Here is a 24,663-nt window from a genome sequence, read left to right as displayed (position 1 = left end):
CCGCGGTGATGGCCTCGATGGTCGGTTCGGGGCCGGGGGCGGTGGCGCTGCGTTGCGAGGGGCGGTCGTTGTAGTAGCACAGCGCTAGTTCCTCGCCGCGGGTGCGCTCGGTTTCGGCCAGCAGTGCCTTCCACTGTTCCAGGTCGAAGTACGCGTACTTATATGTGCGGGTCACTGCTCGCTGCGCGCGTTCGATCGCCTCGTCGAGGGTCGCGTCGCGGAGGTCGACCACGAACAGGCCGCTCTGGCTGACGTTGCCGACGATGTCGGCCAGGCCGGGCCGGAAGCGGTTGCTCACCAGCATCTGGGCCGCGGTGGGGTGCTCGCCGGTCAGGCCGGCCAGCGCGGTCGCGAACAGACCGAGCAGGACCGCGCTGAGGTCACAGTCCAGGCGGTGCGCGATCTTGGTCGCGGCGAGCAGGAGGGGAACCGACCGCAGGGTGGCCCTTCGGTAGCGGGGGCCGGGTTCGGGCACCGCCGCGGTCGGTCGTCTTGTCGGCAGCGCGGCCAGTTGCCGTTCCCAGTAGCGCAGCGACGCATCGCTCTGCCTCCGTCCGGCGGGGGTGGCCTGCTGGGTGGTGAGGTCCAGCGGGTGGGTCGGGACCGGGCCGCGCGCCTGTCCGGTCGCGGGGTCGCGGTGCAGGAAGTCCTCATACATGGCGAACGCCCCGGCGCCGTCGGTCGCGAAGTGGTTCAGCACGGTCAGCAGGTGGGTCAGCACGCCGGCCCGGCGCAGCAGGACCATGCGGATCGGGAACTCGTGCTCCTCGTCGAAGGGGCGCTGTTCGTGTTCTGCGACGAGCGCCGCCAGCGTCACCGCGACCGTCGCGGCGTCGGCGTCGGCGGGCAGGTCGTGGATCTGCAACGGCGCGACGCCGCGGGCGTGCACCACCTGCGTCGGCGGCCGGTCCGGCGTGAAGCGGAGCAGGGTGCGCATCGCCTGGAAGCGGTTCAGGTAGAAGCGGAGCTCGTCGGCGAAGTCCTCGACGGTGTCCGTCGGCTTCAGCTCGCGCAGCGCGCACATGTTCATCGCCGACCCGAGCAGCTGGATCACGCCGAGGATGTGCTGCTGGCCCCAGTTCAGGGCGCCGCTGCCGGCGCCCTCGCCGGCGAAGGGCACCTCGATCGTCTCGGTCGCGATGATCGCGGAGGTCGGCGGAATCGGCGAAGTCGCGGCCGTCCCGCCGATCGCGGAAACCGAAGGCACCACAGGCGTCGGGGACACCGTCACCCCACCCCGCCCATGCTCTTGATCGCCAGCCGCAACCATCGACGGGTCTCCTCCGGGCCGAGCGCGGCGGCGCGCTGCTGCTGGAACGTGAGCGTGTAACGGTCGATCTCATCCCCGCCGTCGACCAGACACCAGCCGACCACTCCCCCGACGAACCCGACGTGCTCGGCCTGCTTGGCGTGCCGGTCCCCGGAGCCGAGCGTCATCAGCGTGTAGCCGGTGTTCGCGCCCGGGTACACCCGGCCGTCCGGGATCACGCGCACCTCGGTCCGCGGGTGGCGCGAGGCCTCTAACAGATACGCCGCCTGCCGCACCGCGACCGACCGGTCGCCCCAGCTGCGCAGCACCGCGTGCGCGTCCAGCACCACCTGCACCCGCGGCCCGGCGTCGACCGCGAGCCGGGTCTGGCGCCGGGTCAGCACCGAGGCCAGGGCCTGGCGCTCGCCGGGGTTCTTGTCCGGCCACAGCCCGGCTATCAGCATCCTGGTATAGGCGGCGGTCTGCAGGATGTCCGGGACGAAGACCGGCGCGAACACGTCGAGTTGGACGCAGGTGTCCTCGTACTCCAGGTAGCGCCGGAACGGCGCCGGCAGCGTCCCGGCCTCGCCCTCCTGCCACCAGGTGCGGCGCAGCGCCTGCGAGGCCTGCTCGACGAGTTCGTCGGTGGCCGTGGGGTCCAGGTCGTAGACCCGGCACAGGGCCCGCACGTCGTGCGGGTTGACCGCGTACTGGCCGTTCTCGATCCGGGAGATCTTGGCCGCGGACATGGCGTCCGCGGTAGTGAGCCGGTGGGCCACCCGCTCCAGGGTGAGCCCGGCGGCGACGCGGTGCGCCCGCAGCGATGCTCCGATCCTGCGGTGCCGCAGAGTCGCGCGTTCAGTCATAGATGTCGATCCGCCCCCTGCCGCCATCACGGCTTCATCAGGCCACGACCTTACTGGTCAACGCGGCCCCTGTAAACTGAAGTGAATGGACTTACGGGATAGCATTCATATCAGCTGTCGTCACGTCGTGGCCAGTCGGACCCCGCCGCGGTCGCGCAGCCGCCGCAGGAATCCCAGCACGCCCGATGTGCCCCCAGCCCAGCCTGCGCTCGCCCGCGTAAGCTCGACATCAGGGAAGACCGGGCGTGACCAGGTGCCGCCACTGCGCGCGAGGATGAGCCGCGCGACGGCTCCGGCCTCGGCCCAGCGCCGGTCGGCGTCGAGGGCACCAGCCACACTGCCGAGGGCACCAGCCTGTGCCAAATCAATCAAGAAGTCGCCGACCCCGGCCAACCCACAGCACTGGACCACCTGCGGCATCCGCGGCGCGATGCGCACACAAACATCAGCACACTGTTCTGCCAGTTCCAGATATCGGGGCTCGCCAAGGCGTTCGACAGCTCGGATGAATACGCCGCCGATCCCGGCCAGCCCCCGACACCACGAGCCATAGCGACGGCTGCCCTCGGGTGCGAGAGCACGCGCGATGATCGCGGGGGTCAGGGCGGCGAGCCGTTCGCACGCCGCGCGCGCCGCGGCCACGACCTCGGGATCACCGGTGGCATGGCCGTATTCAGTAAGGAAGTACGCGACCCCGGCCTCGCCGTGCGCGATCCCCTCGGCGAGTGCGGCGTTGCCCGGTTTGGCAGCGTCGGTCGGCGTGAGGGTCGCGATTCCGCCGGTGATGATGCGGTGGCATTCGGCGGCGGCGCCGAGGTGGTGGTCCCGAGCCTCCGATAAGCGTGCCAACAACAGGTGGCCCAGCCCGATCCCGGCCGCGCCTTCGATGAGATCCGCCTCCGGGGGTCGCCCGTCGATGCGGTCGCGCGGAACAAGGTCCTCGTAGCTCACCGAGACACCGGCCTGTTGCAGGAACAACGCAACACCGGTGCGACCGGAGTACAGGCTGGCCGACAGGTCCCGTTCCCGATCCTGGCGCGCCGTCCAGCGCGCCAACAGATCGACGACGTCTGCCACGCCCGGTTGTTCCCGGTGCTGAAGCAGTTCCCATCCGAGCCCGGAACTCCCCGCATACACGTCGATCGGCGTCGAGCCGTCGCGGACCATCTCCCGCGCGGCCTCGACGCAGTACCCGACCGCGTGGGAAATGATCTGGTCCAGGAGCTCTTCGTCCGGGACCGGCGGCATGCGGCTGTCACCCGACACGTTCATGAGCGTACGTATCCGGGTCGCGACCGCTGACGGTATTTCGGCCGCCTCCAAGCCGGTTAAAGTCCGGTCGCGGTTCACCGCCGGCTGCTCGTCGATGACGACCGGATCCAGTCCCGTGGCGGCGAAACCGAGGGTGACGCCGAGCGCGTAGAAGTCGTCGGCGGGATCGGCGGCGCCCTCCGGGCGATCGGGGGCGGTGTAGCCGAGCGTGGCGCCGCCGGGCGCGACGCCGTCCAGCGCGCTGATCCCGAAGTCGACGAGGTGGCAGTCCCCGGAGGCGTCCAGGACGATGTTGTTCGGCTTGACGTCGCGGACGACCACGCCGCGCTGATGGATCCCGTCCAGGATGCCGGCCAGCCGGTCGGCCAGGGCCAGCGGATCGCGATCCGGGTCGCCGAGGCGGAAGGGGCCGTTCTCCAAGACGTCGCGCCGCAAGTCGCGCGCGCCGCGGTCGTCGAGCACCAGGAACTCGTCGGTCCCGTGCGGGAAATAGTCGACTAAGCGCGGTATCCCGTCGATACCGTCCAGCGCCTCAAGGACCGAGCGCTCATGGCGTAGCCGGTCTTGTGCGTCCAGGCCCGATTCGTCCTCCGCGACGAAGGCCCGGGCTTGTTTCAGGACGACCGGCAGGCTCGACGCCCGGTCGAGGCCGCGGTAGACGTTGCCGTGCGCGGCTCGGACGATCCCGGCGGTGATCTGGTAGCGGCCGTCGGCGAGCAGAGCCGATGGTTTGGCAGGTTTTGGGAGCGCTGGTTCTTTGTCCGGCGCTGCTTGGACCGGCACTGCTTGGACCGGCACTGTCTGGAACGGATCCACGGCCCAGGGCGGGCAGCGATACCTCCCGACCGCCAGACCGTCGAAGGCCTGTCCGTCAGGGCCGATCATCACCGATTCCAACCGGCCGCCGGCCCCGGTGCGGTACGTGGCCTCGAAGGGCCCGTACCGGTAGTAGACCGGCGCGGAAGGCGATATCCGCATATCACTCAGAACGCGTGGACCGGCCATCCCGTTCAACGCCTCGACCAGTGCGTAGCCGATCTCGGCGGCGGCGCCGGGGGCCGGGTAGACCGTGACGGCCTTGCCGACCGCGCCTGGGCTGCGGAACCCGGAGTTGAGGGCCCGAAGAATCTCCGGGGTCCGCGCGTGCTTCATGTGGCACACATACTCGTCCAGCACCGGCAGGACGCGGGCGACCACGTCGTCCAGTGTCGCCGGACGGGCCGAGACGTGCAGTTTCCAGCCGTGCGCCACCTCGGGCATCCGCGGATCGACGTGATGGATCCAGGTCTCGTCGGTCCGCAGGCGGCGTTCCGTGGTGGCGTCACCCATCAGCGCGAGCGGACTAGGAGGTCACAGCTCGCACAGGACGCGGGTGGTGGCCGTCGGGTACGGGTTCGGCAGGCAGGCCTGGTGCTCGCGGGTGTCGGCGTCCTCGAAGCCGATGACCTCGTCCAGGACCAGCAGGTCGGCCTCCGGCTCGGCCGCGAAGCCGGCGCCGCTGACGACCAGGCTGGGGCTGTCGCTGTTGACCGCGAGGCTGGGGCTGTCGCTGTTGACGGCCAGGCTCGGGCTCTCGCTGTTGACCGCGAGGCTCGGGCTCTCGCTGTTCACCGCCAGACTCGGGCTCTCGCTCACGACGCGCTTGAGGCTGCCGCTGACGACCTCGCGCTTGACGTCCCGCACGTTGCTGCGGTTGACGTCGCGCACGTTGCTGCAGTTGACGTCCCGGACGTTGCGCTTGACGTCGCGGACATTGCGCTGCGCGTCGCGCACGTTCCGCTGCACGTCACGCACGTTGCGCTGCACGTCACGGACGTTGCGCTGAGGCTCGCGCACATTGCGCTGGGGCTCACGCAGGTTGGTGGGCATGGACGACCTCCAGGTCGGGAGGATCTCGGACGAGTCAGTGATCTGACTCGTTTTGGAACCTAGAACAATTCATTCTGGCTGACAAGACCTCAAGTATCGTCCACGACGGCTCACGTTCGATCGATTAGCATGTACCGCGGGATCGGGCGTCAGGGGAAAGAACCGAGGGGGTCACGGGGTGGCACAAGGCGAGGGCGCCTCAGGACGCAGGACGCTCGCGGAGAAGATCGACATCCTCTTCCAGACTGTGCGGCGGCCCAACCGGGAGCTGTTCAGCAACGACGAGGTGGCCACGGCCTGCCGGGAGGCGACGGGGGAGAGCTTCTCCGCGACCTATCTGTGGCAATTGCGCACCGGACGCAGGGACAACCCCACCATGCGACATCTGGAAGCCCTGGCGCAGTTCTTCGAAGTCCCGGTAGCCTATTTTTTCGACGATGATCAGAGTTCTGCCATCGCCCGCGAGCTGGAACTCCTCGGCGTGCTGCGCGACGCCGGGGTGCGTAATGTCGCGCTGCGGGCGTTGACGCTGTCCCCGGAGGGCATCGACACCCTCAACGACATGATCGACGTCTTGGTGCGGCACGAGGAGAAGGCCCGGACGGTGCAGGTCAAGGGCGGCGCGCAAGACTGAGGCACGGAACATCCGGCGAGGGCGCCGGCGCGGAAGAGATGGGCTGAAGGGGATGGGCGAGGGCCGGACCGGACTGTGGCGCAGGTGTCAGACCGTGGTGGACCGGCTCGACCTGCCGGACCCGTTCGACGCCGAGGCCTTCATCGCCGTGCTGGCCCACAAGCGCGGCCGGCCGATCGAACTGCTCGGCGTGCCGGCCCGCCCGGACCGGCCGTGCGGCCTGCTGGTCACCACCGCGCGCACCGACCTGATCATCTACTCCGCGGACACCAGCGCCGTGCACCGGCAGCACATCCTGCTGCACGAGGCCGCGCACCTGCTGCGCGGGCACGACGCGACCGGCGGGGCGGCCACCGCCGGAATCGGCGTGCTGCTGCCGCACCTGTCCCCGGCGCTGATCCGCAACGTGCTCGGGCGCACCGTCTACACCGAGCCGCAGGAACGCGAGGCCGAACTGATCGCGACACTGATCCACCAGCGGGTGGCCCGCGGCCGGCCGCCCACGGCCGGGCCGCGGTCCCCGCAGTCCGGGATCGAGACGATGTTCGGCCTCGGCGGGATCTGACCCGCCGATGTCCGACCTCGCCGCCTACCTGGGAGCGGCGGTGCTGGTGGCCCTGGCCGCCTACGCGTTCGCGATCGAGCGGCGCGGGGTGCGACGCCCGATCCGCTGGGCCGCCCTGGCCTTCGCGCTGTCCGAGGGCTGCTCGCTGGCGCTGCTGGCGCCCGGCACCGTCGCCCTGAGCCACGCCGGCGTCGACGGGCTGTCGGTGATCGCCCTGGGCGACACCGTCCGCACCGCCGCGCTGAGCTTCCTGATGCTGCTGGCCTGCCTGCTGACCCCGCACCCGGCGCCCCGGCACTCACCGGTCCGACAGGCGACCGTGGCGATCGCGGTCCAGCTCGGCATGGTGCTGCTGTTCGTCGCCGCCCAGCCGACACTGGACGCCGACGACAAGCTGATCGCCGCCCCGAGCGGCCGCTGGTGGCTGGCCGTCCGCGTGGCGCTGTTCGCGTCCTACGCGGTGTGGGCCCTGGTGGAGCTGTTCCTCGCGCTGCTGCCCTCGGCGCGCACCGTCCCGACCGGCCCGCTGCGCTGGGGCGTGCGGCTGATCCTGGCCGCGGTGTGCGTCGGGGTGGTGTGGACGCTGTGGTCGTACGACGACTTCGTACGGGTACTGCAAGTCGGCACGCTGGACGGCAGCGAGGACACGGTGTCCAACTTGCTGGGCGCGCTCTGCGCGTCGCTGGCCGTGGCCGGGGCGCTGGTCGGGAAGTGGACGGAGACGTTCGGGGCGGCGGCGCGATGGGTGCGGCTGTGCCGGTGCTACTTCGCGATGGGGCCGCTGTGGTCGGCGCTGCACCAGGCGATGCCGGAGATCGCGTTCCCGGCGGGCGGCCGGCCGCTGCTGGTCGGCCGACCGGCCGGGATCGAGTTCGCGGTGTACCGGCGGGTGATCGAGATCCACGACGGGCGGTTGGTGCTGCGGGCTTACCAGGAGGCGGCGGTTTCGGACTGGTTGAGCTCCGAGTCCGGTTCCGGGGCCGGGGCCGGGGCCGGGGCCGCGGATGCCGCGCTCGCCGAGGCGGCGACGATCGCGATCGCGTTGGAGAACATGCGGTTGGGACGGCGGTCAGCGGCCGGAGACGGAATCCCCGGAGAGGCAGAGCTGGGGAGCGTCGGACTCATCCCGACCGACCTGGATTCCGAAGTGCAATGGCTGTCGCAGGTGGCACGGGCCTTCCGGCGCTCGCCAGTGATCCCGGTGCTGCTGGAGCGGCTGCGGCAGGAGGCGGACCGCGACGGTCGGCAGCTCAACCGGCCGGCTTGATCTGCCCCCGGCGGTCCACCGCGGTGACGAGAGTGGATGAGATGTGGGCCTGCTCCGGGTCCGCGGCGATGAAGACCGTCTCGATTCCCGTCAGCTCGTGGTTCATCAACGCCATCGGCACTTCGTGGTCGAGGTCGTGACCGTCGCGGACGCCGCGGATGACGACGTCGATCCCGGCGTCACGGCAGTAGTCGACGAGCAGGCCGCCGGTGTGGGAGTCGACCGTGACGTTGGTCAGGCCGGTCGCCGCCGCGCGCAGGCGCTCCAGGCGCTCGTCGACCGGGAACCGGCCGGTCTTGCTCGGGTTGGCCATCACGCAGGCGACGACCTCGTCGAACAGGAGCGCGGCGCGGCGCAGGACGTCGTGGTGTCCCGGGGTGACCGGGTCGAAGGATCCCGGGTAGAGGGCTCGCACGATCCCAAAGCCTAATGGATCTCCCTCCCGACCAGGTGTCAGAGTCCTTATCGGTGCCCTACCCGCCGCCCCATACGGTGCTGCGCGGACGAAGGCTCAAGCCAACGGGGGCAAGGCCCGTCCGCTCCGAAGAGGAGATCTTTCAGCATGTCATCGACAACAACCCGGCGGTTCCGGGTGCGGACCGCGCTGGGCGTCACGCTGGCCGCCGGGCTGGCCGTGGCGACGGCGACGGCCGCCATGGCCGGTGGTTCGGGTAAGGCCGGCAAGGCGGCGGGCGGCGCTGCGGGTGCGCTCGCGGGTGCGGTCTCGGGTGGGGGTGCGGTCGCGGGTGCGGTGGGCAAGGCTGCCGCCGGCGTGACGGTCGGCACCGGCCAATCCCGCGTCCTGTCGCCGAGCTACTTCGGCGTCGCCTTCGACTACGGCGGCGGCAGCATCTATCCCAACCCGGGTACCGCCGGATACCCGGCGGCCGCGGACTCGCAGCTGGCAGCGCTGTCGCCGGCGACCGTGCGGTGGCCGGCCGGGACCTCGGCCAACTACTGGGACTGGACCAAGGGCCAGCCGGTGGGCGACCCGTACATGACGCCGAATCCCACGCCCGACTTCCACTCGTACCTCTCGGACCTGGAGAAGGCCTACGCGCAGACGCACGTGCCGCCGGTCTTCGTGCTCAACGTCATGACCTCGACGCTGGCGGACCAGGAGGCGATGCTGGTTCAGGCGAAGGCTGACGGGCTGCCGATCGACAACGTCGAGCTGGGCAACGAGCTGGACCTGTGCTTCAACAGCGACTACCAGAAGTACTTCCCGAACGGGACGGACTACGGGTCCAAGGTCGTGGGGCCCTGGTCATACGCGCTGCACAACCTCTACCCGGACCTGAAGATCGCGGCGGTCGCCGGGTTCGAGGACTCCACGAGCAAGTGCGTCACCGACCGCACCTGGAACGCCGACGTGCAGACCGGGATCAAGACGGCGATCGCGGCCGGCGACGGCCGGGAGCCCGACGCGTACATCATGCACGTCCACCCGACCTACCCGAACGCGCTGACCACCGACAACGTCGGGGACTTCCTGGCCGGGCCGGACACGTGGCCGGGCAAGGTCCAGGCCGCGGCCACGGCGAGCAAGTTCGGGACCACGCCGGTCTGGCTGACCGAGATCAGCTTCAGCCTGTCGGACGCCTTCGCCGCCCCGCCGCAGGACACCTACGGCGTGGCGCTGTACAACAGCAGCCTGCTGATGCAGATGGCCGGCAGCGCCACCGCCACCGACATGGCGGAGTTCTGGTCCTCGTTCGGCAGCGAGAACTCCTACGCCTACACCGCGTCCCCCACGAAGAACCTCCCGCTCGCCCTCACCCCGGACGGCCTGGCGATGCAGTGGCTGGCGCAGGCCGGGAACAAGGCGACGTCGGCGACCCCGCTGACGTTCAGCGACGAACCGACGATCGGCGCGAACGCGGCGCCGGGCCTGGTCGGCGTGAAGTTCACCGGCGCGGGCGGCACGCACGAGGTGCTGGTGAACCTCAGCGGCACGAGCGTGACCGTCCCGGTCGGCGGCGCGGTGCCCGCCGGAAGCTACCAGCAGGTGAGCGGGGACCCGACCGCGGCGGTCCGGACCGCGAGTTCGCTGAACCCCGGAACGGTCAGCGCGAGCGGGACTCTGACGCTGCCGGCGTATTCGATCAGCAAGATGTGAGTGACGACGGTCGGGGCCGCGGAAAACCCGCGCCCCGGCCGATTCCCCACCGATTCCCCACCGATTCCTACTCGATCAGCGCGGCGACAAGGGTGGGACGCTGATCCACGAGCCAATCCTGTAGCCGGTCCCAGGCGGCCCATCCGCCAGCGTTATCGAACCCTTTGCGCAGTTCCGCCCCGCCAGCCTCCAGCCGGGCTGCGAGCTCCGCGCGCTCGACGACGATCACGTCCTCGATGACGCCGGGAAGCTCCGCCCGATCCGCGGCCGACATCTGGTAGCCATCGGCAAGGATCCGTAGGCGGCACGCGGGATCAAGACCGGCGTAGGACGGAAACAGCGCGCGCGTCTCGGGGTCGGACACCGGCACCCAGTAGCGTGCGGCCATCGCGACGTCCCACAACGGCCGCCCCGGGGCGGCCATGTCGAAGTCGATCAGTCCGTACGCCTCGCCGTCGCGAAAGACGATGTTCTCCACGCAGGCGTCGCTGTGGCACAGCATCGTGCCGCCGCGCGGATCAGCCAGGTCCGTCGCCCACGTGACCCCCGGCTCCACCGGGATCGCCGACGACGCCTGGTGCAAGCGCCGGAGCAGCGCGCCGACCGAGGCCAGCGCCGCATCGGTCATCGACCAGGCGGGATACGGCAGCAGCGCGACGTCGCCGGACACATACGTCAGTTGCTCACGGCCGTCGGTCAGCCCGACGGGCCGGGGCGCGCCGGTGAAACCGTGCTCGGGCAGCGCCGCCAGGAAGCGATGGATGGCCGCCGCGTTTGGCCGCGCAGGCCGGTCGACGAGCTCGCCCCGTCGGAAGACTGCCCCCGCGTTCGTGATCCCGCCGCTTAGCACCTCGTCCACGATCGCCAAGCATAGAGCCGCTGAGCAGCGGTACTACTCCGGGAAGCGGCGCCGCTACTCCGGCAGGCGTATAGGCCGGTTGCTGCCCTGGTAGGACGTGGCGAGGCGGCCCTCGCACATAGCGTGGGGGCATGGTCGATACCCAGGTCGCCATGTCCCGATCCGCAGGCCGGCTGCCCGGGCGCATCGCCGGTCGCATCCCCGGTCGTGTCGCCGACCGCATCGCCGGCTGCCTACCCGGCACCCTCCAGAGCCGCCTGCGCGCCTGGCTGCCGGACGCGCTGATCGGCACGGTCGTCGCGACAGTGCTGATCACGATCTCCGCGCACCTGCCTGCCGGTCCCGGCTACCGCGCCGCGGACGCCGTGCAGTACGTACTGCTGGTGGCGGCCGGAGTGGGCATGGCGTTGATCCGCCGGCGGCCGCAAACTGCTGCGGCCATCGCGACGTTCGTGCTGTGCGCCGAGATCGCGCGCCGCTATCCGGACGGTCCGGTCTGGGCCGTGGGATGGATCTCGCTGGCCGGGGTGAGCTGGCAGACCAGCCGCCGGACCGCGTTGGCGTGGGCCGGGATCATGCTGGTCGCGCTGACCCTGGCGGCCCTGGTGTTCGGGTCGTCGGGCCTGGTTCTGCCGCTGATCTTCATCGGCTGGTCGGCCGCCGCGATCCTTTCCGGCGACGCACTGCGCGACCGGCGTGAGCGGTTGCAGGCGCTGCGGGAGCGGGCGCGGTTCCTGGAGAGGACGCAGGAGGAGGTCGCGCTGCGCCGGGTCGCCGAGGAGCGGCTGCGGATCGCCCGCGATCTGCACGACAGCGTGGCGCACGCGATGGCGACGATCAACGTGCAGGCGGCGGCCGCCGCGCATGTGATCGCCCGCAGGCCCGAGGCGGCCGGCGAGGCGCTGGTCGCCATCCGGCGGGCCAGCGGCGAGGTGCTGGAGGAGTTGGGCGCGATGCTCTCGGTGTTGCGCGACGGGTCGCAGCAGCCTGATCGGGCGCCCGCTCCGGGGACCGGGCAGATCGCGCGCCTGGTGGATTCGGCGGCGGCCTCGGGGCTGGACGTCGAGTTGGTCACCGAGGGCACGGCCCCAGACCTGTCGCCGGTGGTGGGGACCGCGGCGTATCGGATCGTGCAGGAGTCGCTGACCAACGTCATCCGGCATTCCAAGGCCGGACGGGCCCGGGTCGAGGTGGTCGCGACCGCCGGCTCCGGACTGTCGGTGCAGATCAGCGACGCCGGTCCGGCCGCGTTCGGGGTCGCGGCCGGAACCGGGGTCGGGATCCGCGGCATGCGGGAACGCGTCACGTCCACCGGCGGCGTCTTCCACGCCGGCCACACCGAGCAGGGCGGATTCCTGGTCCGCGCCCGATGGGAGGCACGCTCATGATCCGTGTTGCACTCGCCGACGACCAGTCGCTGGTCCGGGCCGGCTTCGCGATGATCCTGGACGCCGAGGACGACATGACGGTGGTCGGGCACGCCGACGACGGCGACTCGGCGCTGGAGTTGGCGCGCGCGGAGCGGCCGGACGTGATGCTGATGGACATCCGGATGCCGGGGCTCGACGGCCTGGCCGCGTCCCGGCAGATCTGCGCGAATCCGGCGCTGTCCGGGGTGCGCATCATCGTGCTGACGACCTTCGAGTTGGACGAGTACGTCTTCGAGGCCTTGCGTTCCGGCGTGAGCGGCTTCCTGGTCAAGCACACCGATCCGGCCGACCTGGTGCGGGCGGTGCGCGAGGTGGCGCGGGGGGAGGCGTTGTTGTCCCCCAGCGTGACCCGGCGGCTGATCGCCGAGTTCACCGCCAAGCCCGGCCCGCCGACGCTGATTCCGGCGACGATGAACCTGCTCACCGACCGCGAGCGCGAAGTGGTGGGGCTGGCCGCGCTCGGCATGACCAACGAGGAGATCGCCGCCGAGCTGGTGGTCAGCCCGGCGACCGCCCGGACGCATGTCAGCCGGGCGATGGTGAAGCTGCACGCCCGCGATCGGGCGCAGTTGGTGGTGTTCGCGTATCAGTCCGGGTTGGTGCGGCCCGTGGCGTGAGCGGCACGAAGTAGGTGCCGCGACGTGAATGCCGCGGCGGGTGGCGCGCGGTACTCCCGGCCGTACTCCCCGGCCCCCGCCGCGTAGTCCACACGGAGCAGCGCGAAGTTACGTTCCCGCACCGACGACCGGAAGGCGCCCGAGCCGCAGGCTGGAGGCGTATCAGTCACCGGATCACCACCGGATCACCACCGGAACACCACGGGAGCGCTCATGGCCACCTCAGCCGCGATCAGGGTCGCGGACCTCAGCAAGGACTACCGCGGCACGCGGGCCGTCGACTCGGTCTCCTTCGACGTGCCGCACGGCTCGATCACCGGATTCCTCGGCCCGAACGGCGCCGGGAAGTCCACCACGCTGCGCATGCTGGTCGGGCTCACCGAGCCGACCGGGGGCTCGGCCACCGTGCTGGGCCGGCGCTATACCGAGCTCCTCAACCCCGGCCGCCGGGTGGGTGTCCTGCTGGACGCCTCGGCGCAGCACAGCGGGCGCACCGGGCTGGAGATCCTCAGGGTCGGCGCGATGATGATGGGCCTGCCCGACCGCCGGGCCGAGGAGATGATCGAGAAGGTCGGCCTGTCCAAGGCCGAGTCCCGGCGCCGCACCGGCACCTACTCCCTGGGCATGCGCCAGCGGCTCGGGGTCGCGCACGCGCTGCTCGGCGATCCCAAGGTGCTGATCCTCGACGAGCCGGCCAACGGTCTGGACCCGGCCGGCATCCACTGGATGCGGACCCTGTTGAAGGAGTTCGCCGACGACGGCGGCAGCGTCCTGCTCTCCTCGCACCTGCTGCACGAGATCGAGGTCGTCGCCGACGACCTGGTGGTCATCGGGCGCGGCCGGATCGTGGCCCGGGGCAGCAAGAACGACCTGCTGGCCGGCAGCGGCGTGTACGTGCGCAGCACCGACGACGAGGGGCTGGCCACCGGGATGCGGGCGGCCGGCGTCGGCTTCACCGACCACCCGGACGGCGGCTTCACGGTCGGCGCCGAGGCCGAGCACATCGCCAACATCGCCGCGGCCGCCGGCATCACGCTGCGCGAACTGCGGGCCGACGACGACTCCGGGCTGGAGCAGCTGTTCCTGCGGCTGACCGCCGACGACGCACGAGAGGACGTGAGGTCATGACCACCGCCGCCGCCGTGACGACGACGACGCCGATCGACCGGGCGCTGACCCCGATCCCGTTCGGCCGCCTGGTCCGCACCGAACTGCGCAAGCTGACCGACACCCGCGCCGGCCGCTGGCTCATGCTCACGCTGGTCGCGGCCACCCCGATCGTGGCCCTGGTCATGGTGTTCACGATGTCGACGAAGGACCTGAACTACGCCAAGTTCGTCGACTACACCTCGACCCCGGAGAAGCTGCTGCTGCCGATCCTCGGCATCTTGACCATGACCAGCGAGTGGAGCCAGCGGACCGGCCTGGTCACGTTCGTGCTGGAGCCCAAGCGCGGCCGGGTGCTGCTGGCCAAGGGCGTGGCGACGGTCGGCCTGGGCGTCGGGGTCAGCGTCCTGATGCTGCTGGTCTCGGTCGTCGGCAACATCCTGGGCCAGACCGTGCGCGACGGCAACGGCAGCTGGAACTTCGCCGGGCAGGTCTCCGGCGAGGTGACGCTGGTGCTGCTCAGCTGGCTGCTGCTGGGCCTCGCGCTGGGCATGGCGCTGCTGATCACCGCCGCCGCGATCCTGGTCTCCTTCGTGGTGCCGAACATGTTCAGCGCGTTCTTCGGCTCCGGCTCGAAGAACACCACGGCGTGGTTCGACCTCAACCAGGCGCAGTCCCCGCTCTACAGTCACGACATCACGGGCAAGGGCTGGATCCAGTTGCTGGCGGCGTCGGCACTCTGGATCGGGATTCCGATGCTGCTCGGGGTGATGCGGGTGCGGCGCACGGAAGTCAAGTAGGGCGCCGACGGGCAGAGAGCGCCGGCGGGCGGAAAACACCGGCAGGCGGGGAGCGCCGGGTGGGCCGAGAGTAGTAGTTCTCGGCCCACCCGGCGTAGCCGTCCCCAGCGGCATCGGCCACGCAGTTGTGTCGTACGCGGCATTTGTCAGAGGGGCACGCCACTATGGCAGGACCAGAGATATGCCCTCAGGAGGACCCGCCATGACCGTCATCGACTGGCTGCTGGACAGCGATCCCGCGATCCGCTGGCAGGTGCTGCGCGACCTCGGCGACGCGCCCGACGCCGAGGTCGCGGCCGAGCGGTCGCGCGTAGTCTCCGAGGGCTGGGGCCACCGACTGCTGGCGCTGCAACAGCCGGACGGCAGGTGGCCGGGGAACACGCCGACGTTCTCCTCCGACAAGGCCGCCGAGTGGTGGCATTCCCTGGACGCCTCGCGCCAGGGCACGCTGTTCCCGGAGTGGACCTCGATCGCGTGGAGCCTGACACTGCTGCGCGTGTTCGGCGTCGACGCGGACGAGCCCGCGGTGCGCGACGCCGTGGCGCTGGTGCACAAGAACGCACGCTGGGAGCACGCCGGCGAACCGTTCTTCTCCGGCGAGGTGGAGCCGTGCATCAACGGCCGCACGGTAGCCCTCGGCGCCTACTACGGCATCGACATCACGCCGGTGCTCACCCGCCTGCTCGGCGAGCAGATGGCCGACGGCGGCTGGAACTGTGAGCAGGAGAACGGCTCCACCCGCGGCTCGTTCCACACCACGATCGAAGTGCTGGAAGGCCTGTCGGAGTACGACCGGGCGGCCGGAGGCGTGCCGAAGGTGAGCGAGGCCGTGAAGCGCGGCCAGGAGTACCTGACGGCCCGCCGCATGTTCCGCCGCCTGTCCACCGGCGAACACATCGAGAAGGACCGCCAAACCGGCGCCGCCGCCACCTGGACCCAGTTCTCACACCCCACCTACTGGCACTACGACCTCCTGCGAGGCCTGGACTACCTGCGTGCGGCGGGCGTCACCCCCGACGAGCGGGTCGCCGAGGCGGTCGAGGTGGTGCGGGACAAGCAGGACGCGCAGGGGCGCTGGCTGCTGGAGAACTCGCACCCCGGCGAGCTGCACTTCCCCATCGACGACGGCGACGGCGCGCCGAGTCGCTGGAATACGCTGCGGGCACTGCGGGTGCTCAGGTGGTACGAGCGGGCGGCGGGTTAGGGGCTGGAGCGGGGTAGGAGCTGTGGCGGACTCCGGGTCACCCAGCGCAGAGCGTCCCGGCAGGAAGGCGGCCCGCACGGAAAGCGGCTGGCGACACCCTCGACGCCGTGCGGTCCCACGGCATCGGGAAGGTGGTGAAGCTGTCAGCGATCGGCACCGGCGAGGACTCCGACGTCAGAGTCGGCGGCTGGCACCTGCCCGGCGAGCGGGCGGTGCGCGCGGGCGAGGCGGTCTGGACGATCCTGCGGCCCAGCAGCTTCGCCAGCAACACCCTGCGCTGGGCCCCGATGATCAGCGCGGGGCAGCCGGTCGCCAACATGACCGGGGACGGCGCCCAGGGCGTGATCGACCCGCGCGACGTCGCCGAGGTCGCGGTCGCGGCGCTGACCACGGCGGACCACGCGGGTAAGACCTACACGCTGACCGGTCCGGAGTTGCTGAGCACGCCGGACCAGGTGGAGATCCTACGGAAGGTGCTCGACCGGCCGATCGAGATCGTCGACGTGCCGCTGGACGAGGTGAAGGGGCAGATGCTCGCCGCCGGCCTGGACCCGGAGTTCGCCGAGGTCGCGGCGCAAGGCCAGCGGCTCATCGCTGAAGGGGGCAACACCGCGCTGACCGCCGATGTGGCGACCGTGCTCGGTCGTCCCGCCCGCACCTACGCGACGTGGGCCGACGCCCACCGGGCCGCGTTCGACGGCTGAGCGGTCGGGGCGGCACTCAGCGGCACTCACTCCCCATACCGCCCCGCCAGCCAGACCACCCCGGACGCGCCGACCGTCACCACCCCCGAAGCCGGCAGCCAGTCGCAGCCCCGCTCCGGATCCGCAACCACCGCGCCGAGGTTCCCCGACCCGCCGCCGTCGTAGTCCCGCGAATCAGTGTTCAGCACCTCGCGCCACGTCCCGCCCCACGGCAGCCCGATCCGCCGGTCGCGCACCTCGCCGCCGGAGAAGTTCGCGACGCAGACCAGCGCGTCCTCGTCCTTGCCGTACCGGACGAACGAGATCAGGTTCGCGTCCCCGTCAGCCGCGCCCCAGTGCGTGGCGCCGGGGTCGTCGTCGCGCGCCCACAGCGCGGGGTGCGCGCGGTAGAGCCGGTTCAGGTCCACCATCAGCCGCGCAACGCCGTCGCCGTCGTCGGTGCTCCGCCAGTCCAGCCCCCACTCCTCGCTCCACTCCCCGCGCTGGCCGAACTCGCCGCCCATGAACAGCAGCTGCTTGCCGGGGAACGCCCACTGATACGCCAGCAACCCGCGCAGCCCGGCCAGCTGCTCCCCCCGCCAGCCGGGCAGCTTCCCGGCGAGCGAGCCCTTGCCGTGCACCACTTCGTCGTGGGACAGCGGCAGCAGGTCGTGCTCCATGAACGCATACGCCGAGGGGCGCCGGATCTCGTCGAAGTGGTAGCGCCGGAACACCGGGTCCACGGTCAGGGTCCGCAGGCTGTTGTTCATCCATCCCAGGTTCCACTTCACGTCGAACCCCAGGCCCCCGTCCTGGACCGCCCGCGTCACCCCGGGCCAGGCCGCCGACTCCTCGGCGATCATCACCACCGAGGGGTGCCGCCGGTGCGTCTCGTTCGTCAGCATCTTGATGAAGTCGAGGGCCTGGAGGTTCGAGTTCCCGCCGAAGCAGTTCGGCTCCCAGGTCCCCGGGGCCCGCGAGTAGTCCAGGAACAGCATCGAGGACACGGCGTCGACCCGGAGCCCGTCGGCGTGGAACTCCTCGATCCAGTACAGCGCGCTGCCGATCAGGAAGTTCTGCACGTCGGGGTGCCCGAAGTCGAAGATCAGGCTGCCCCAGTCCGGGTGCTCGCCGCGGCGCGGATCAGGGTGCTCATACAGCGCCGCACCGTCGAACCGCGCCAGCGCCCACTCGTCGCGCGGGAAGTGCGCCGGCACCCAGTCCAGGATGACCGCGATCCCGGCCCGGTGGAAGGCGTCGATCAGCCGCCGCAGGCCGTCGGGGTCGCCGAGGCGTGCGGTGGGCGCGTAGAAGCCAGTGGTCTGATATCCCCACGATCCGCCGAAGGGGTGCTCCATCACCGGCAGGAACTCCACATGCGTGAAGCCGAGCCCGGCGACGTGCCCGACCAGCTGTTCGGCCAGCTGGTCGTAGGACAGGCCGGGCCGCCAGGAGCCCAGGTGCACCTCGTAGACCGACATCGGCTCGTTGAAGGAGTAGCGCTCGCCGCCGTGATGGCGCGCCATCCACTCCTCGTCAGTCCACTGATGCCGCGAGTCGAACACCACCGAGGCCGAGGCCGGCGGGATCTCGGAGGCGAACGCCACCGGGTCCGCCTTCAGCCGCCAGACCCCGTCCTGACCGAGGATCTTGTACTTGTACCGGTCGCCGGGCCGGGCCTCGGGCGAGAACCCCGACCAGCGCCCGCCTTCGTCGCGCCGAAGCTCCACGCCCCGATGCGGATTCCAGTCGTTGAAGTCGCCTTCGACGTTCACCTGCTGGGCGTTCGGCGCCCACACCGCGAACCGGACGCCGCCGGCCTGCACATGCGCGCCGTATCGCCGCCAATAGCGCGGCTCGTCCGGTGCGGCCAGCGACGACCATTCAGTAGGCCACTCGGTAGGCCGTTCAGTAGGCCAGTCAGTAGGCCAGTCAGTAGGCCAGCCAGTATCAGCGTCCTGCATATGCGTCCCGCCACCGAACCCGGCCACCGCGCCGGTGCCCCCGTTCCAACTCACGGCAGCAACCCCGCCGACTCCAGCAGGTTGCCCTCGGGGATGTGGACGCGTTCCCGGTCCGGGACCGTCGCACTGCGCCACAGGTTCGCCGGCCGCTTCGTCTTGGCCGCCCCGACGACGCTGTTGTAGACGCCGGCGGTCGCCACGGCGACGTCGTCCCACCCGTACCGGTCGCGCACCATCGCCCGCGCCGCGTCCGCCATGGTGCGCGCCGCGTCGCGGTCGCTGATCAGGGAGCTGACAGACTCGGTGAGCGCGCCGGCGTCGCGGGCCGGGAACGTCAGGCCGGTCACACCGGGCTCGACGATCTCGGCCAGCCCGCCGGTCTCGGACACCGCCAGCGGCGCCCCGGCGGCCGCGGCCTCCAGCGCCACCAGGCCGAAGGGCTCGTAGATGCTGGGCACGACCATCGCGTCGGTGGAGGCCATGGTCGAGGACAGGCCGCGGGCCGGGACGAAGCCGGTGAAGCTGACCTCGTGGTGCAGGTCCAGGCGGCCGGCGGTGGCTTCCAGCTCGCCGCGCTGCGGGCCGTCGCCGGATATCACCACGCGCAGTCCGGGGTGGCGGCGGCGCAGTTCGGGGACGGCGTGCAACAGGTGCTGGACGCCCTTCTCATAGACCAGGCGGCCGGCGAAGCCGATGAGCGGTCCGGATCCGGCGTAGCGGGAGCGGGCCGCGGCGACGTCCATCCGGTTGGGCGACCAGCGCGGCAGATCGACGCCGTTGGGGATGACCTCGGTCTTGGCGGCGGGGACCCCGAGTAGGGCGTCGACTTCGCGTCCCATGTACTTGGAGCAGACCAGCACCCGCTCGGCCTCCGACCCGAGCCAGCACTCGACCGAATGGATCGCGCGGTTCAGGTCGCCGGGCAGCCAGCCCTGGTGCCGGCCGGCCTCGGTGGCGTGCACGGTGGCCACCAGCGGCACCCGCAGGTGGTCTCGCATGGTGATCGCGGTGTGTGTCACCAGCCAGTCGTGGGCGTGGATCAGGTCGAACTCGCCGGTGTCGGCGGCGTGCAGGGCGGCGCGGGTCAGGGTGTGGTTGAAGGCCATAGTCCAGGCCAGCAGGTGCGGGGTGTCCAGGGGGATCGCCGGCGGGTCGTCGGGGGCGCGCACCACCCGCACCCCCTCGACGATCTCGTCCAGCGGCGCGCCGGGCGCGTGCCGGGTGGCCACCGTCACCTGGTGGCCGGCCCGGGCCAGGTTCCGGGCCAGGGCGTGGACGTGCCGGCCCAGGCCGCCCACCACCACCGGCGGGTACTCCCAGGACAGCATCAGGATCCGCAGGGATCGGGACGCGGGGCGCGGCGGGGCCGGCACCGTGGCCCGGACCACCGCCATCGCGTCGTTCTCGGCTTTGGTCATCGTGAGTTCGCGCACCGCTCCGGACATCGGCGTTGCTCCCCTTGGTTGTGCTCGGTGGTTCTTCGGGTTCATGTGCGGTCGACGTATTCAGAGGTCCAGGCGCGCAGGGCCTCGGCCACCGACCATGCCTGGAACGGGCAGCCGGTGGTGGTGTGGGGGGCGGCGCCGTCGGCGGTCTCGGAGACCGAGCCGAGCCCGGCCTCCCCGAGGTGGCCGGGGAGTCCGCCGAACACGGCCTCGGCGGGACCGCCGGGCAGGCTGCCCGACGAGCCACCGTTCGAGCCGCCGTTCGGGCTGCTGGTCGGGCTGACGGTCAAGCCGCCCGTCGAGCCGCCGGCCGCGGCGAGCGCGTCGCGGTAGGCGCCGAGCAGCCACGGCCACACGGTGCCTTGATGGTATGCGGCGTCCCTCTGTGCAGGGGATCCGCGGTGGTGCGGTTGGTACGCCGGGTCCTCGGACGGCAGGGTGCGCATGCCCAACGGCGTCATCAGCTTCCGGCCGACGATCGCGGCGGGAGCCTGTCCGCGCAGCGGCGCGTAGGGGAGGCTGTAGGCGAGGAGCTGGTTCGGGCGCAGCGACGCGTCATCGCCGGCCGGGCCGTCCACGACGTCGTAGAGCCCGCAGTCCGGGTTCGGGAACCGGCGCTGGAACGAGGTCGCCGCCGCCGCACGCCGTTGCAGGACGGTGGTCGCGTCCCGGCCGATCGCCTTCCACAGGTCGGCGACCGTTCCCAGGGCGTTGATCCAGAGCGCGTTGATCTCCACGGCCTTGCCGCGGCGTTGGGTGATCGGCTGCCCGTCGACGCGGGCGTCCATCCACGTCAGCGCGTAGCCGTCGGCGCCCTGGGTCAGCAGGGAGTCGGCGGGGTCCACCCGGATGCCGTAGCGGGTGCCGTCCAGGTGCGCCTGAAGGATGCCGTCGAGCGCCGGGGCCAGTTCGGCGGCGAGGTCGGTGTCCCCGGTGGTGGCGACGTGGCGGCCGATCGCGTGGACGAACCACAGCGTGGCGTCGGCGGTGTTGTATTCGACCGAGCCGGTGTCGGCGGTGTTGGCGAGCATGCCCTCGGACAGGGTCGCGGCGTAGCCGCGCAGCAGGCGGCGGCCTTCGTCGAAGCGGCCCGAGGCCAGGAACAGGCCGTCGTAGGAGAGCATCGTGTCCCGGGACCACGTTCCGAACCACGGGTATCCGGCGATCACATCCGGCACCGTGGCGCCGTCGGCGGCCGTTCGGTCGACGACGAAGGCGTCGGCGGCCAGCAGCAGCCGGGCGGCGACGGGATCGGCGCCCTTGGCCTGGATGGTCCGGGCCCGGTCCCGGGCCGTCGCGACGATCTGGGCGGCCGGCGGCGGGGCGGAGGCGAGGTCGCCGGCCCAGGCGGTGACCTCCAGGGTCTGGCCGGGGCCGGTCAGATCGGCGCGGAAGGATCCGGCGAACCACAGGTCCTCGTGCGACCCGAGTCCGCGGGCGGCTTCCTCGCGCAGCTGGACGTCGCGGTACCACTGGCCGCCCGCGGTCCAGCCGGGGCCGGCGAGCCGGTAGGCCTCCTCGACGACCACGCCGTCGGCCGTCGGCCGCCGCTGCGGGTCGCCGCCGCCGGCGAAGCGGTCGCCGTGCTGGTCGCGCCAGGTGCACAGGGCTTCGACGCGCAGCGTCACCGGGCCGCCGGCCAGCAGCCGGTAGACGTAGCCGTAGGCGGGGCGGCCGTGCACCGCCGCCAGCTCGGCCTCCAGGACGATGTCGCCTACCCGCCAGCGCCAGCGCGGCAGGCCCTGCTCCAGGGTGAAGCTCTCCAGCAGGGTGTGGCCGTCCGGGGCGATGGCGCCCGAGGCCCATTCGTGTACAGCGAGCCGTACCTCGGCGCCGGACTCGGTGACCAGGACCGGGTCCAGGGCCGCCAGGCCGACCCGGCGCGCGCTGCCGCCACTCTCGGCGACCACTAACAGAGCGTGATACCTGCGGGTCCTGAGCCCGCTCACGGTGCCCATGGCATAACCGCCCGCACCATCGGGTACAAGCCATTCCCGGGCCGCGCCCTCGGAGAGGTCGCCGCACACACCGGTACCGAAGACGTGCGGGTTGGAGATCGCCACGAGCGCCATATTCGCAGTCGTCGTTATCGAGCGCATTTCGTAAGCGCTGCGTAGGGTCGAACCGCAACGGTACCCAAGGAACACAAGGGCACGGTGAGGGCGCGGTGACCACAGCAGAGCAGGCGCGGCTGGACCAGTACGACGGCGAGGAGAACGAGCCTTGGCGTGCGTGGGGTCCGTATCTGTCGGAGCGGGCCTGGGGCACGGTTCGCGAGGACTACTCCCCCGGCGGCACCGCCTGGGACTCCTTCCCGCACGACCACGCGCGTTCGCGGGCGTACCGGTGGAACGAGGACGGGCTGGCCGGGATCAGCGACATCGACCAGTACTTCTGCTTCTCGCTGGCGTTCTGGAACGGCAAGGACCCGATCCTGAAGGAGCGCGCCTTCGGCCTGACCGGCAACGAGGGCAACCACGGCGAGGACGTCAAGGAGTACTGGTGGTACCTGGACTCCACGCCGACCCATTCGTGGATGCGCTGGCGCTATCACTACCCGCAGAACGAGTTCCCTTACAACGACCTGGTGCACACCAACCGGGCCCGGGGCGTCAGCGACGCGGAGTATGAGCTCGTCGACACCGGGATCTTCCAGGACGACCGGTACTGGCGGATCACCGCGGACTACGCCAAGCACGGTCCGGAGGACATGGGCATCCGGATCCACGTGGAGAACAAGGGCCCGGACGAGGCGACGCTGCACGTCCTGCCGCACCTGTGGTTCCGCAACACCTGGTCCTGGGGGCTGGCCGGCCGGGAGGCGGTGCCGGTGCTGACCGGCGACGTCGGGACGCTGGTCGGCGAGCACCGGCTGCTCGGGCGGATCGCGCTGATCGGCTCCGGCGAGCCGGAGGCGCTGGTCTGCGACAACGAGTCGAACGGGCGGCGGCTGTGGGACACCGACGGGCCGCGCTATCCCAAGGACGGGATCAACGACCACGTGGTCGCCGGCGCGGACAGCGTCAACCCGGAGCGGCGCGGGACCAAGGGCGCGCTGCACTACGTGCTGACCGTCCCGGCCGGCGGGACCGCGGAGATCCGGCTGCGGCTGCGCTCGGAGGGTCCGGACAGCGAGGCCGTGGGCCCGGCGGATCTGGACACCGGGTTCGAGGAGCTGATGACGCGCCGGGAGGCCGAGGCCGACGAGTACTTCACGGAGCTGACGCCGCAGGCGTGCAGTGCCGACGAGGCGGACGTGCTGCGGCAGGCCGTGGCCGGGCTGATGTGGTCCAAGCAGTACTACCACTACAACGTGTCGCGGTGGCTGGAGGGCGACCCGGCGCAGCCGGAGCCGCCGGAGGGGCGGCGGCACGGGCGGAACGAGCACTGGTGGACTTTGTCGGCGCGCGACGTGATCGTGATGCCGGACCCGTGGGAGTACCCGTGGTTCGCGGCGTGGGACCTGGCGTTCCACTGCGTGGCGCTGGCCGAGATCGACCCGACGCTGGCCAAGCGGCAGCTGCTGTTGCTCCTGCAGGAGTGGTATCTGCACCCGAGCGGGCAGATCGCGGCCTACGAGTGGGCGTTCAGCGACGACAACCCGCCGGTGCAGGCGTGGGCGGCGTTGCAGATCTACCGCGCCGACGGCTGCCGGGACCACGTGTTCCTCAAGCGGGTGTTCCACAAGCTGCTGATGAACTTCACCTGGTGGGTGAACCGCGCCGACGCCGACGGCAACAACGTCTTCGAGGGCGGCTTCCTGGGCCTGGACAACATCGGCCCCTTCGACCGGGACGCCGGCGTACCGGTCGGGGACCTGCTGGAGCAGAGCGACGGCACCGCGTGGATGGCGATGTACTCGCTGAACCTGATGGAGATCGCCCTGGTACTGGCCGAGCACGACCCGGTCTACCGCGAACTGGTGATGAAGTTCTTCGAGCACTTCGGCCTGATCGCCGCCGCCGCGAACAAGATCGGCCTGTGGAACGAGGAAGACGGCTTCTTCTACGACGTGCTCCGCACCCGCGACGGCAGCGTCATCCCGATGAAGGTCCGCTCCGTCGTGGGCCTGCTCCCCCTGGTCGCCACCACCTCGGTCAGCGCCGAGGCCATGGACGCCGTCCCGGAACTACGCAAGCGCGTGAAGTGGTTCTTCGAGAACCAGCTGGACAAGGCCGACCTACTGATGGGCTGCGTCGACATGAACAAGACGCACCGCCTGCTGACGATGATGACCTTCGAGCAGCGCCCCCGCGTCCTGGAGCGCATGCTCGACGAAGGCGAGTTCCTGTCCGACCACGGCCTACGCGCCCTGTCCCGAGCCCACAAGGACCAGCCCTACCGCCTCAACGTCAACGGCACCGACTACAGCGTCAGCTACGAACCCGGTGAATCCCACACCACGATGTTCGGCGGCAACAGCAACTGGCGCGGCCCCATCTGGTTCCCGGTGAACTACCTCCTCATCGACGCCCTGGACCGCCACCAGGAATTCTTCGGCGACCACATCACCCTCCAGTACCCGACCGGCTCGGACAACCAGGCCACCTACGGCGCCATCGCCGACGACCTGGCGCACCGCCTGGTGGGGGTGTTCCTGAACGACGAGGCGGGGCACCGCCCGGTGTTCGGCGACGTGAAGCTGTTCCAGGAGGACGCGGCCTGGCACGACCAGATTCCGTTCCACGAGTACTTCCACGGGGACACCGGGGC

20 protein-coding genes are annotated in these 24,663 nt (G+C 71.0%); 11 read left to right on the top strand and 9 right to left on the bottom strand.

The genetic code is table 11. The features are described from left to right. The 4 genes from IZR01_RS32885 to IZR01_RS32870 form a co-directional block, all read right to left on the bottom strand. On the bottom strand, window positions 1-1,225 hold a 1,225-nt coding region (locus IZR01_RS32885), incomplete at its 3' end, for a condensation domain-containing protein (protein WP_194926139.1). A 2-nt stretch (window positions 1,226-1,227) separates the two neighbouring features. Then, window positions 1,228-2,115, bottom strand: coding sequence for a helix-turn-helix domain-containing protein (locus tag IZR01_RS32880; protein ID WP_194895975.1), 888 nt, complete (start codon window positions 2,113-2,115; stop codon window positions 1,228-1,230). Window positions 2,116-2,235: 120 nt separating this feature from the next. Beyond that, window positions 2,236-4,716, bottom strand: a complete 2,481-nt coding sequence (locus IZR01_RS32875; protein WP_194926138.1) for a class III lanthionine synthetase LanKC N-terminal domain-containing protein — start codon at window positions 4,714-4,716, stop codon at window positions 2,236-2,238. A 21-nt stretch (window positions 4,717-4,737) separates the two neighbouring features. Next, a complete protein-coding gene (locus IZR01_RS32870) occupies window positions 4,738-5,256 on the bottom strand; it encodes an SflA family class IV lanthipeptide (protein WP_194926137.1) in 519 nt (172 codons plus the stop codon). A gap of 178 nt (window positions 5,257-5,434) precedes the next feature. Here IZR01_RS32870 and IZR01_RS32865 point away from each other — a divergent pair, with 178 nt between their 5' ends. From IZR01_RS32865 to IZR01_RS32855, 3 genes are read left to right on the top strand one after another with little or no spacing between them, the layout of a single operon-like run. Then, the gene (locus IZR01_RS32865; protein ID WP_194895978.1) at window positions 5,435-5,890 is read left to right on the top strand and encodes a helix-turn-helix domain-containing protein; all 456 of its coding nucleotides are present in this window, start codon (window positions 5,435-5,437) and stop codon (window positions 5,888-5,890) included. Between the two features lie 52 nt (window positions 5,891-5,942). Further along, on the top strand, window positions 5,943-6,455 hold the full coding sequence (locus IZR01_RS32860; protein WP_194926136.1) for a hypothetical protein: 513 nt from the start codon (window positions 5,943-5,945) through the stop codon (window positions 6,453-6,455). A gap of 7 nt (window positions 6,456-6,462) precedes the next feature. Beyond that, on the top strand, window positions 6,463-7,722 hold the full coding sequence (locus IZR01_RS32855; RefSeq protein WP_194926135.1) for an MAB_1171c family putative transporter: 1,260 nt from the start codon (window positions 6,463-6,465) through the stop codon (window positions 7,720-7,722). Here IZR01_RS32855 and coaD read toward each other — a convergent pair. Beyond that, entirely contained in the window at window positions 7,706-8,137 is a 432-nt protein-coding gene (gene coaD, locus IZR01_RS32850; protein ID WP_194895981.1) for a pantetheine-phosphate adenylyltransferase, read from the bottom strand. The two genes, IZR01_RS32855 and coaD, sit on opposite strands and share 17 nt — an antisense overlap. Before the next feature lie 147 nt (window positions 8,138-8,284). On the opposite strand from coaD, the gene IZR01_RS32845 reads away from it, so the two are divergent. Further along, window positions 8,285-9,841 (top strand): hypothetical protein, encoded by a 1,557-nt coding sequence (locus IZR01_RS32845; RefSeq protein ID WP_194926134.1) that lies wholly within the window; start codon window positions 8,285-8,287, stop codon window positions 9,839-9,841. Window positions 9,842-9,908: 67 nt separating this feature from the next. Here the strand turns inward: IZR01_RS32845 and IZR01_RS32840 are convergent, their stop codons facing one another. After that, window positions 9,909-10,709, bottom strand: a complete 801-nt coding sequence (locus tag IZR01_RS32840; RefSeq protein WP_194895983.1) for a phosphotransferase enzyme family protein — start codon at window positions 10,707-10,709, stop codon at window positions 9,909-9,911. Between the two features lie 122 nt (window positions 10,710-10,831). Between IZR01_RS32840 and IZR01_RS32835 the strand changes: the two genes are divergently transcribed. From IZR01_RS32835 to IZR01_RS32810, 6 genes are all read left to right on the top strand, one after another. Next, window positions 10,832-12,088 (top strand): sensor histidine kinase, encoded by a 1,257-nt coding sequence (locus IZR01_RS32835; protein WP_194926133.1) that lies wholly within the window; start codon window positions 10,832-10,834, stop codon window positions 12,086-12,088. Continuing rightward, window positions 12,085-12,747: a response regulator transcription factor gene (locus IZR01_RS32830; protein ID WP_194895985.1), complete on the top strand. Its 663-nt coding sequence runs from the start codon at window positions 12,085-12,087 to the stop codon at window positions 12,745-12,747. The genes IZR01_RS32835 and IZR01_RS32830 overlap by 4 nt, the downstream gene beginning before the upstream one ends. Window positions 12,748-12,960: 213 nt before the next feature. Next, window positions 12,961-13,875 carry an ABC transporter ATP-binding protein gene (locus IZR01_RS32825; RefSeq protein ID WP_194895986.1) on the top strand — a complete coding sequence of 305 codons (915 nt, stop codon included), beginning with the start codon at window positions 12,961-12,963 and terminating at the stop codon, window positions 13,873-13,875. Next, window positions 13,872-14,654, top strand: a complete 783-nt coding sequence (locus tag IZR01_RS32820) for a hypothetical protein (RefSeq protein WP_194895987.1) — start codon at window positions 13,872-13,874, stop codon at window positions 14,652-14,654. Before IZR01_RS32825 ends, IZR01_RS32820 begins: the two co-directional genes overlap by 4 nt. Before the next feature lie 202 nt (window positions 14,655-14,856). Next, window positions 14,857-15,858, top strand: a complete 1,002-nt coding sequence (locus IZR01_RS32815) for a prenyltransferase/squalene oxidase repeat-containing protein (protein ID WP_194895988.1) — start codon at window positions 14,857-14,859, stop codon at window positions 15,856-15,858. A gap of 107 nt (window positions 15,859-15,965) precedes the next feature. Further along, window positions 15,966-16,562 (top strand): Rossmann-fold NAD(P)-binding domain-containing protein, encoded by a 597-nt coding sequence (locus IZR01_RS32810; protein ID WP_323747167.1) that lies wholly within the window; start codon window positions 15,966-15,968, stop codon window positions 16,560-16,562. 26 nt (window positions 16,563-16,588) lie between these two features. Here IZR01_RS32810 and glgB read toward each other — a convergent pair whose 3' ends face one another. From glgB to IZR01_RS32795, 3 genes are all read right to left on the bottom strand, one after another. Beyond that, window positions 16,589-18,559: a 1,4-alpha-glucan branching protein GlgB gene (gene glgB / locus IZR01_RS32805; protein ID WP_194926132.1), complete on the bottom strand. Its 1,971-nt coding sequence runs from the start codon at window positions 18,557-18,559 to the stop codon at window positions 16,589-16,591. Next, complete coding sequence (locus IZR01_RS32800; RefSeq protein WP_369125400.1) at window positions 18,556-19,899, bottom strand: glycosyltransferase family 4 protein; 1,344 nt, start codon at window positions 19,897-19,899, stop codon at window positions 18,556-18,558. The genes glgB and IZR01_RS32800 overlap by 4 nt, the downstream gene beginning before the upstream one ends. A gap of 92 nt (window positions 19,900-19,991) precedes the next feature. Continuing rightward, window positions 19,992-22,022, bottom strand: a complete 2,031-nt coding sequence (locus IZR01_RS32795; protein ID WP_228560727.1) for an amylo-alpha-1,6-glucosidase — start codon at window positions 22,020-22,022, stop codon at window positions 19,992-19,994. Between the two features lie 95 nt (window positions 22,023-22,117). Between IZR01_RS32795 and IZR01_RS32790 the strand changes: the two genes are divergently transcribed. Then, window positions 22,118-24,663: MGH1-like glycoside hydrolase domain-containing protein (locus IZR01_RS32790; RefSeq protein ID WP_194926130.1), on the top strand; the 2,546-nt coding region annotated here is incomplete at its 3' end.

This window comes from Catenulispora pinisilvae (genome assembly GCF_015356865.1).
Taxonomy (GTDB): domain Bacteria; phylum Actinomycetota; class Actinomycetes; order Streptomycetales; family Catenulisporaceae; genus Catenulispora; species Catenulispora pinisilvae.
Note: the sequence above shows the minus strand (reverse complement) of the source record. Positions and strands in the feature narration are given on the sequence as shown.

Excerpts from the sequence above, each read along its gene's own strand:
- IZR01_RS32855 (WP_194926135.1), top strand. The coding sequence starts at position 6,463 with ATGTCCGACCTCGCCGCCTACCTGGGAGCGGCGGTGCTGGTGGCCCTG.
- IZR01_RS32830 (WP_194895985.1), top strand. The coding sequence starts at position 12,085 with ATGATCCGTGTTGCACTCGCCGACGACCAGTCGCTGGTCCGGGCCGGC.
- IZR01_RS32820 (WP_194895987.1), top strand. The coding sequence starts at position 13,872 with ATGACCACCGCCGCCGCCGTGACGACGACGACGCCGATCGACCGGGCG.
- IZR01_RS32800 (WP_369125400.1), bottom strand. The coding sequence starts at position 19,899 with ATGGCGGTGGTCCGGGCCACGGTGCCGGCCCCGCCGCGCCCCGCGTCC.
- IZR01_RS32875 (WP_194926138.1), bottom strand. The coding sequence starts at position 4,716 with ATGGGTGACGCCACCACGGAACGCCGCCTGCGGACCGACGAGACCTGG.
- IZR01_RS32880 (WP_194895975.1), bottom strand. The coding sequence starts at position 2,115 with ATGACTGAACGCGCGACTCTGCGGCACCGCAGGATCGGAGCATCGCTG.
- IZR01_RS32825 (WP_194895986.1), top strand. The coding sequence starts at position 12,961 with ATGGCCACCTCAGCCGCGATCAGGGTCGCGGACCTCAGCAAGGACTAC.
- IZR01_RS32795 (WP_228560727.1), bottom strand. The coding sequence starts at position 22,022 with ATGGCGCTCGTGGCGATCTCCAACCCGCACGTCTTCGGTACCGGTGTG.
- IZR01_RS32845 (WP_194926134.1), top strand. The coding sequence starts at position 8,285 with ATGTCATCGACAACAACCCGGCGGTTCCGGGTGCGGACCGCGCTGGGC.
- IZR01_RS32870 (WP_194926137.1), bottom strand. The coding sequence starts at position 5,256 with ATGCCCACCAACCTGCGTGAGCCCCAGCGCAATGTGCGCGAGCCTCAG.
- IZR01_RS32860 (WP_194926136.1), top strand. The coding sequence starts at position 5,943 with ATGGGCGAGGGCCGGACCGGACTGTGGCGCAGGTGTCAGACCGTGGTG.
- IZR01_RS32815 (WP_194895988.1), top strand. The coding sequence starts at position 14,857 with ATGACCGTCATCGACTGGCTGCTGGACAGCGATCCCGCGATCCGCTGG.
- IZR01_RS32835 (WP_194926133.1), top strand. The coding sequence starts at position 10,832 with ATGGTCGATACCCAGGTCGCCATGTCCCGATCCGCAGGCCGGCTGCCC.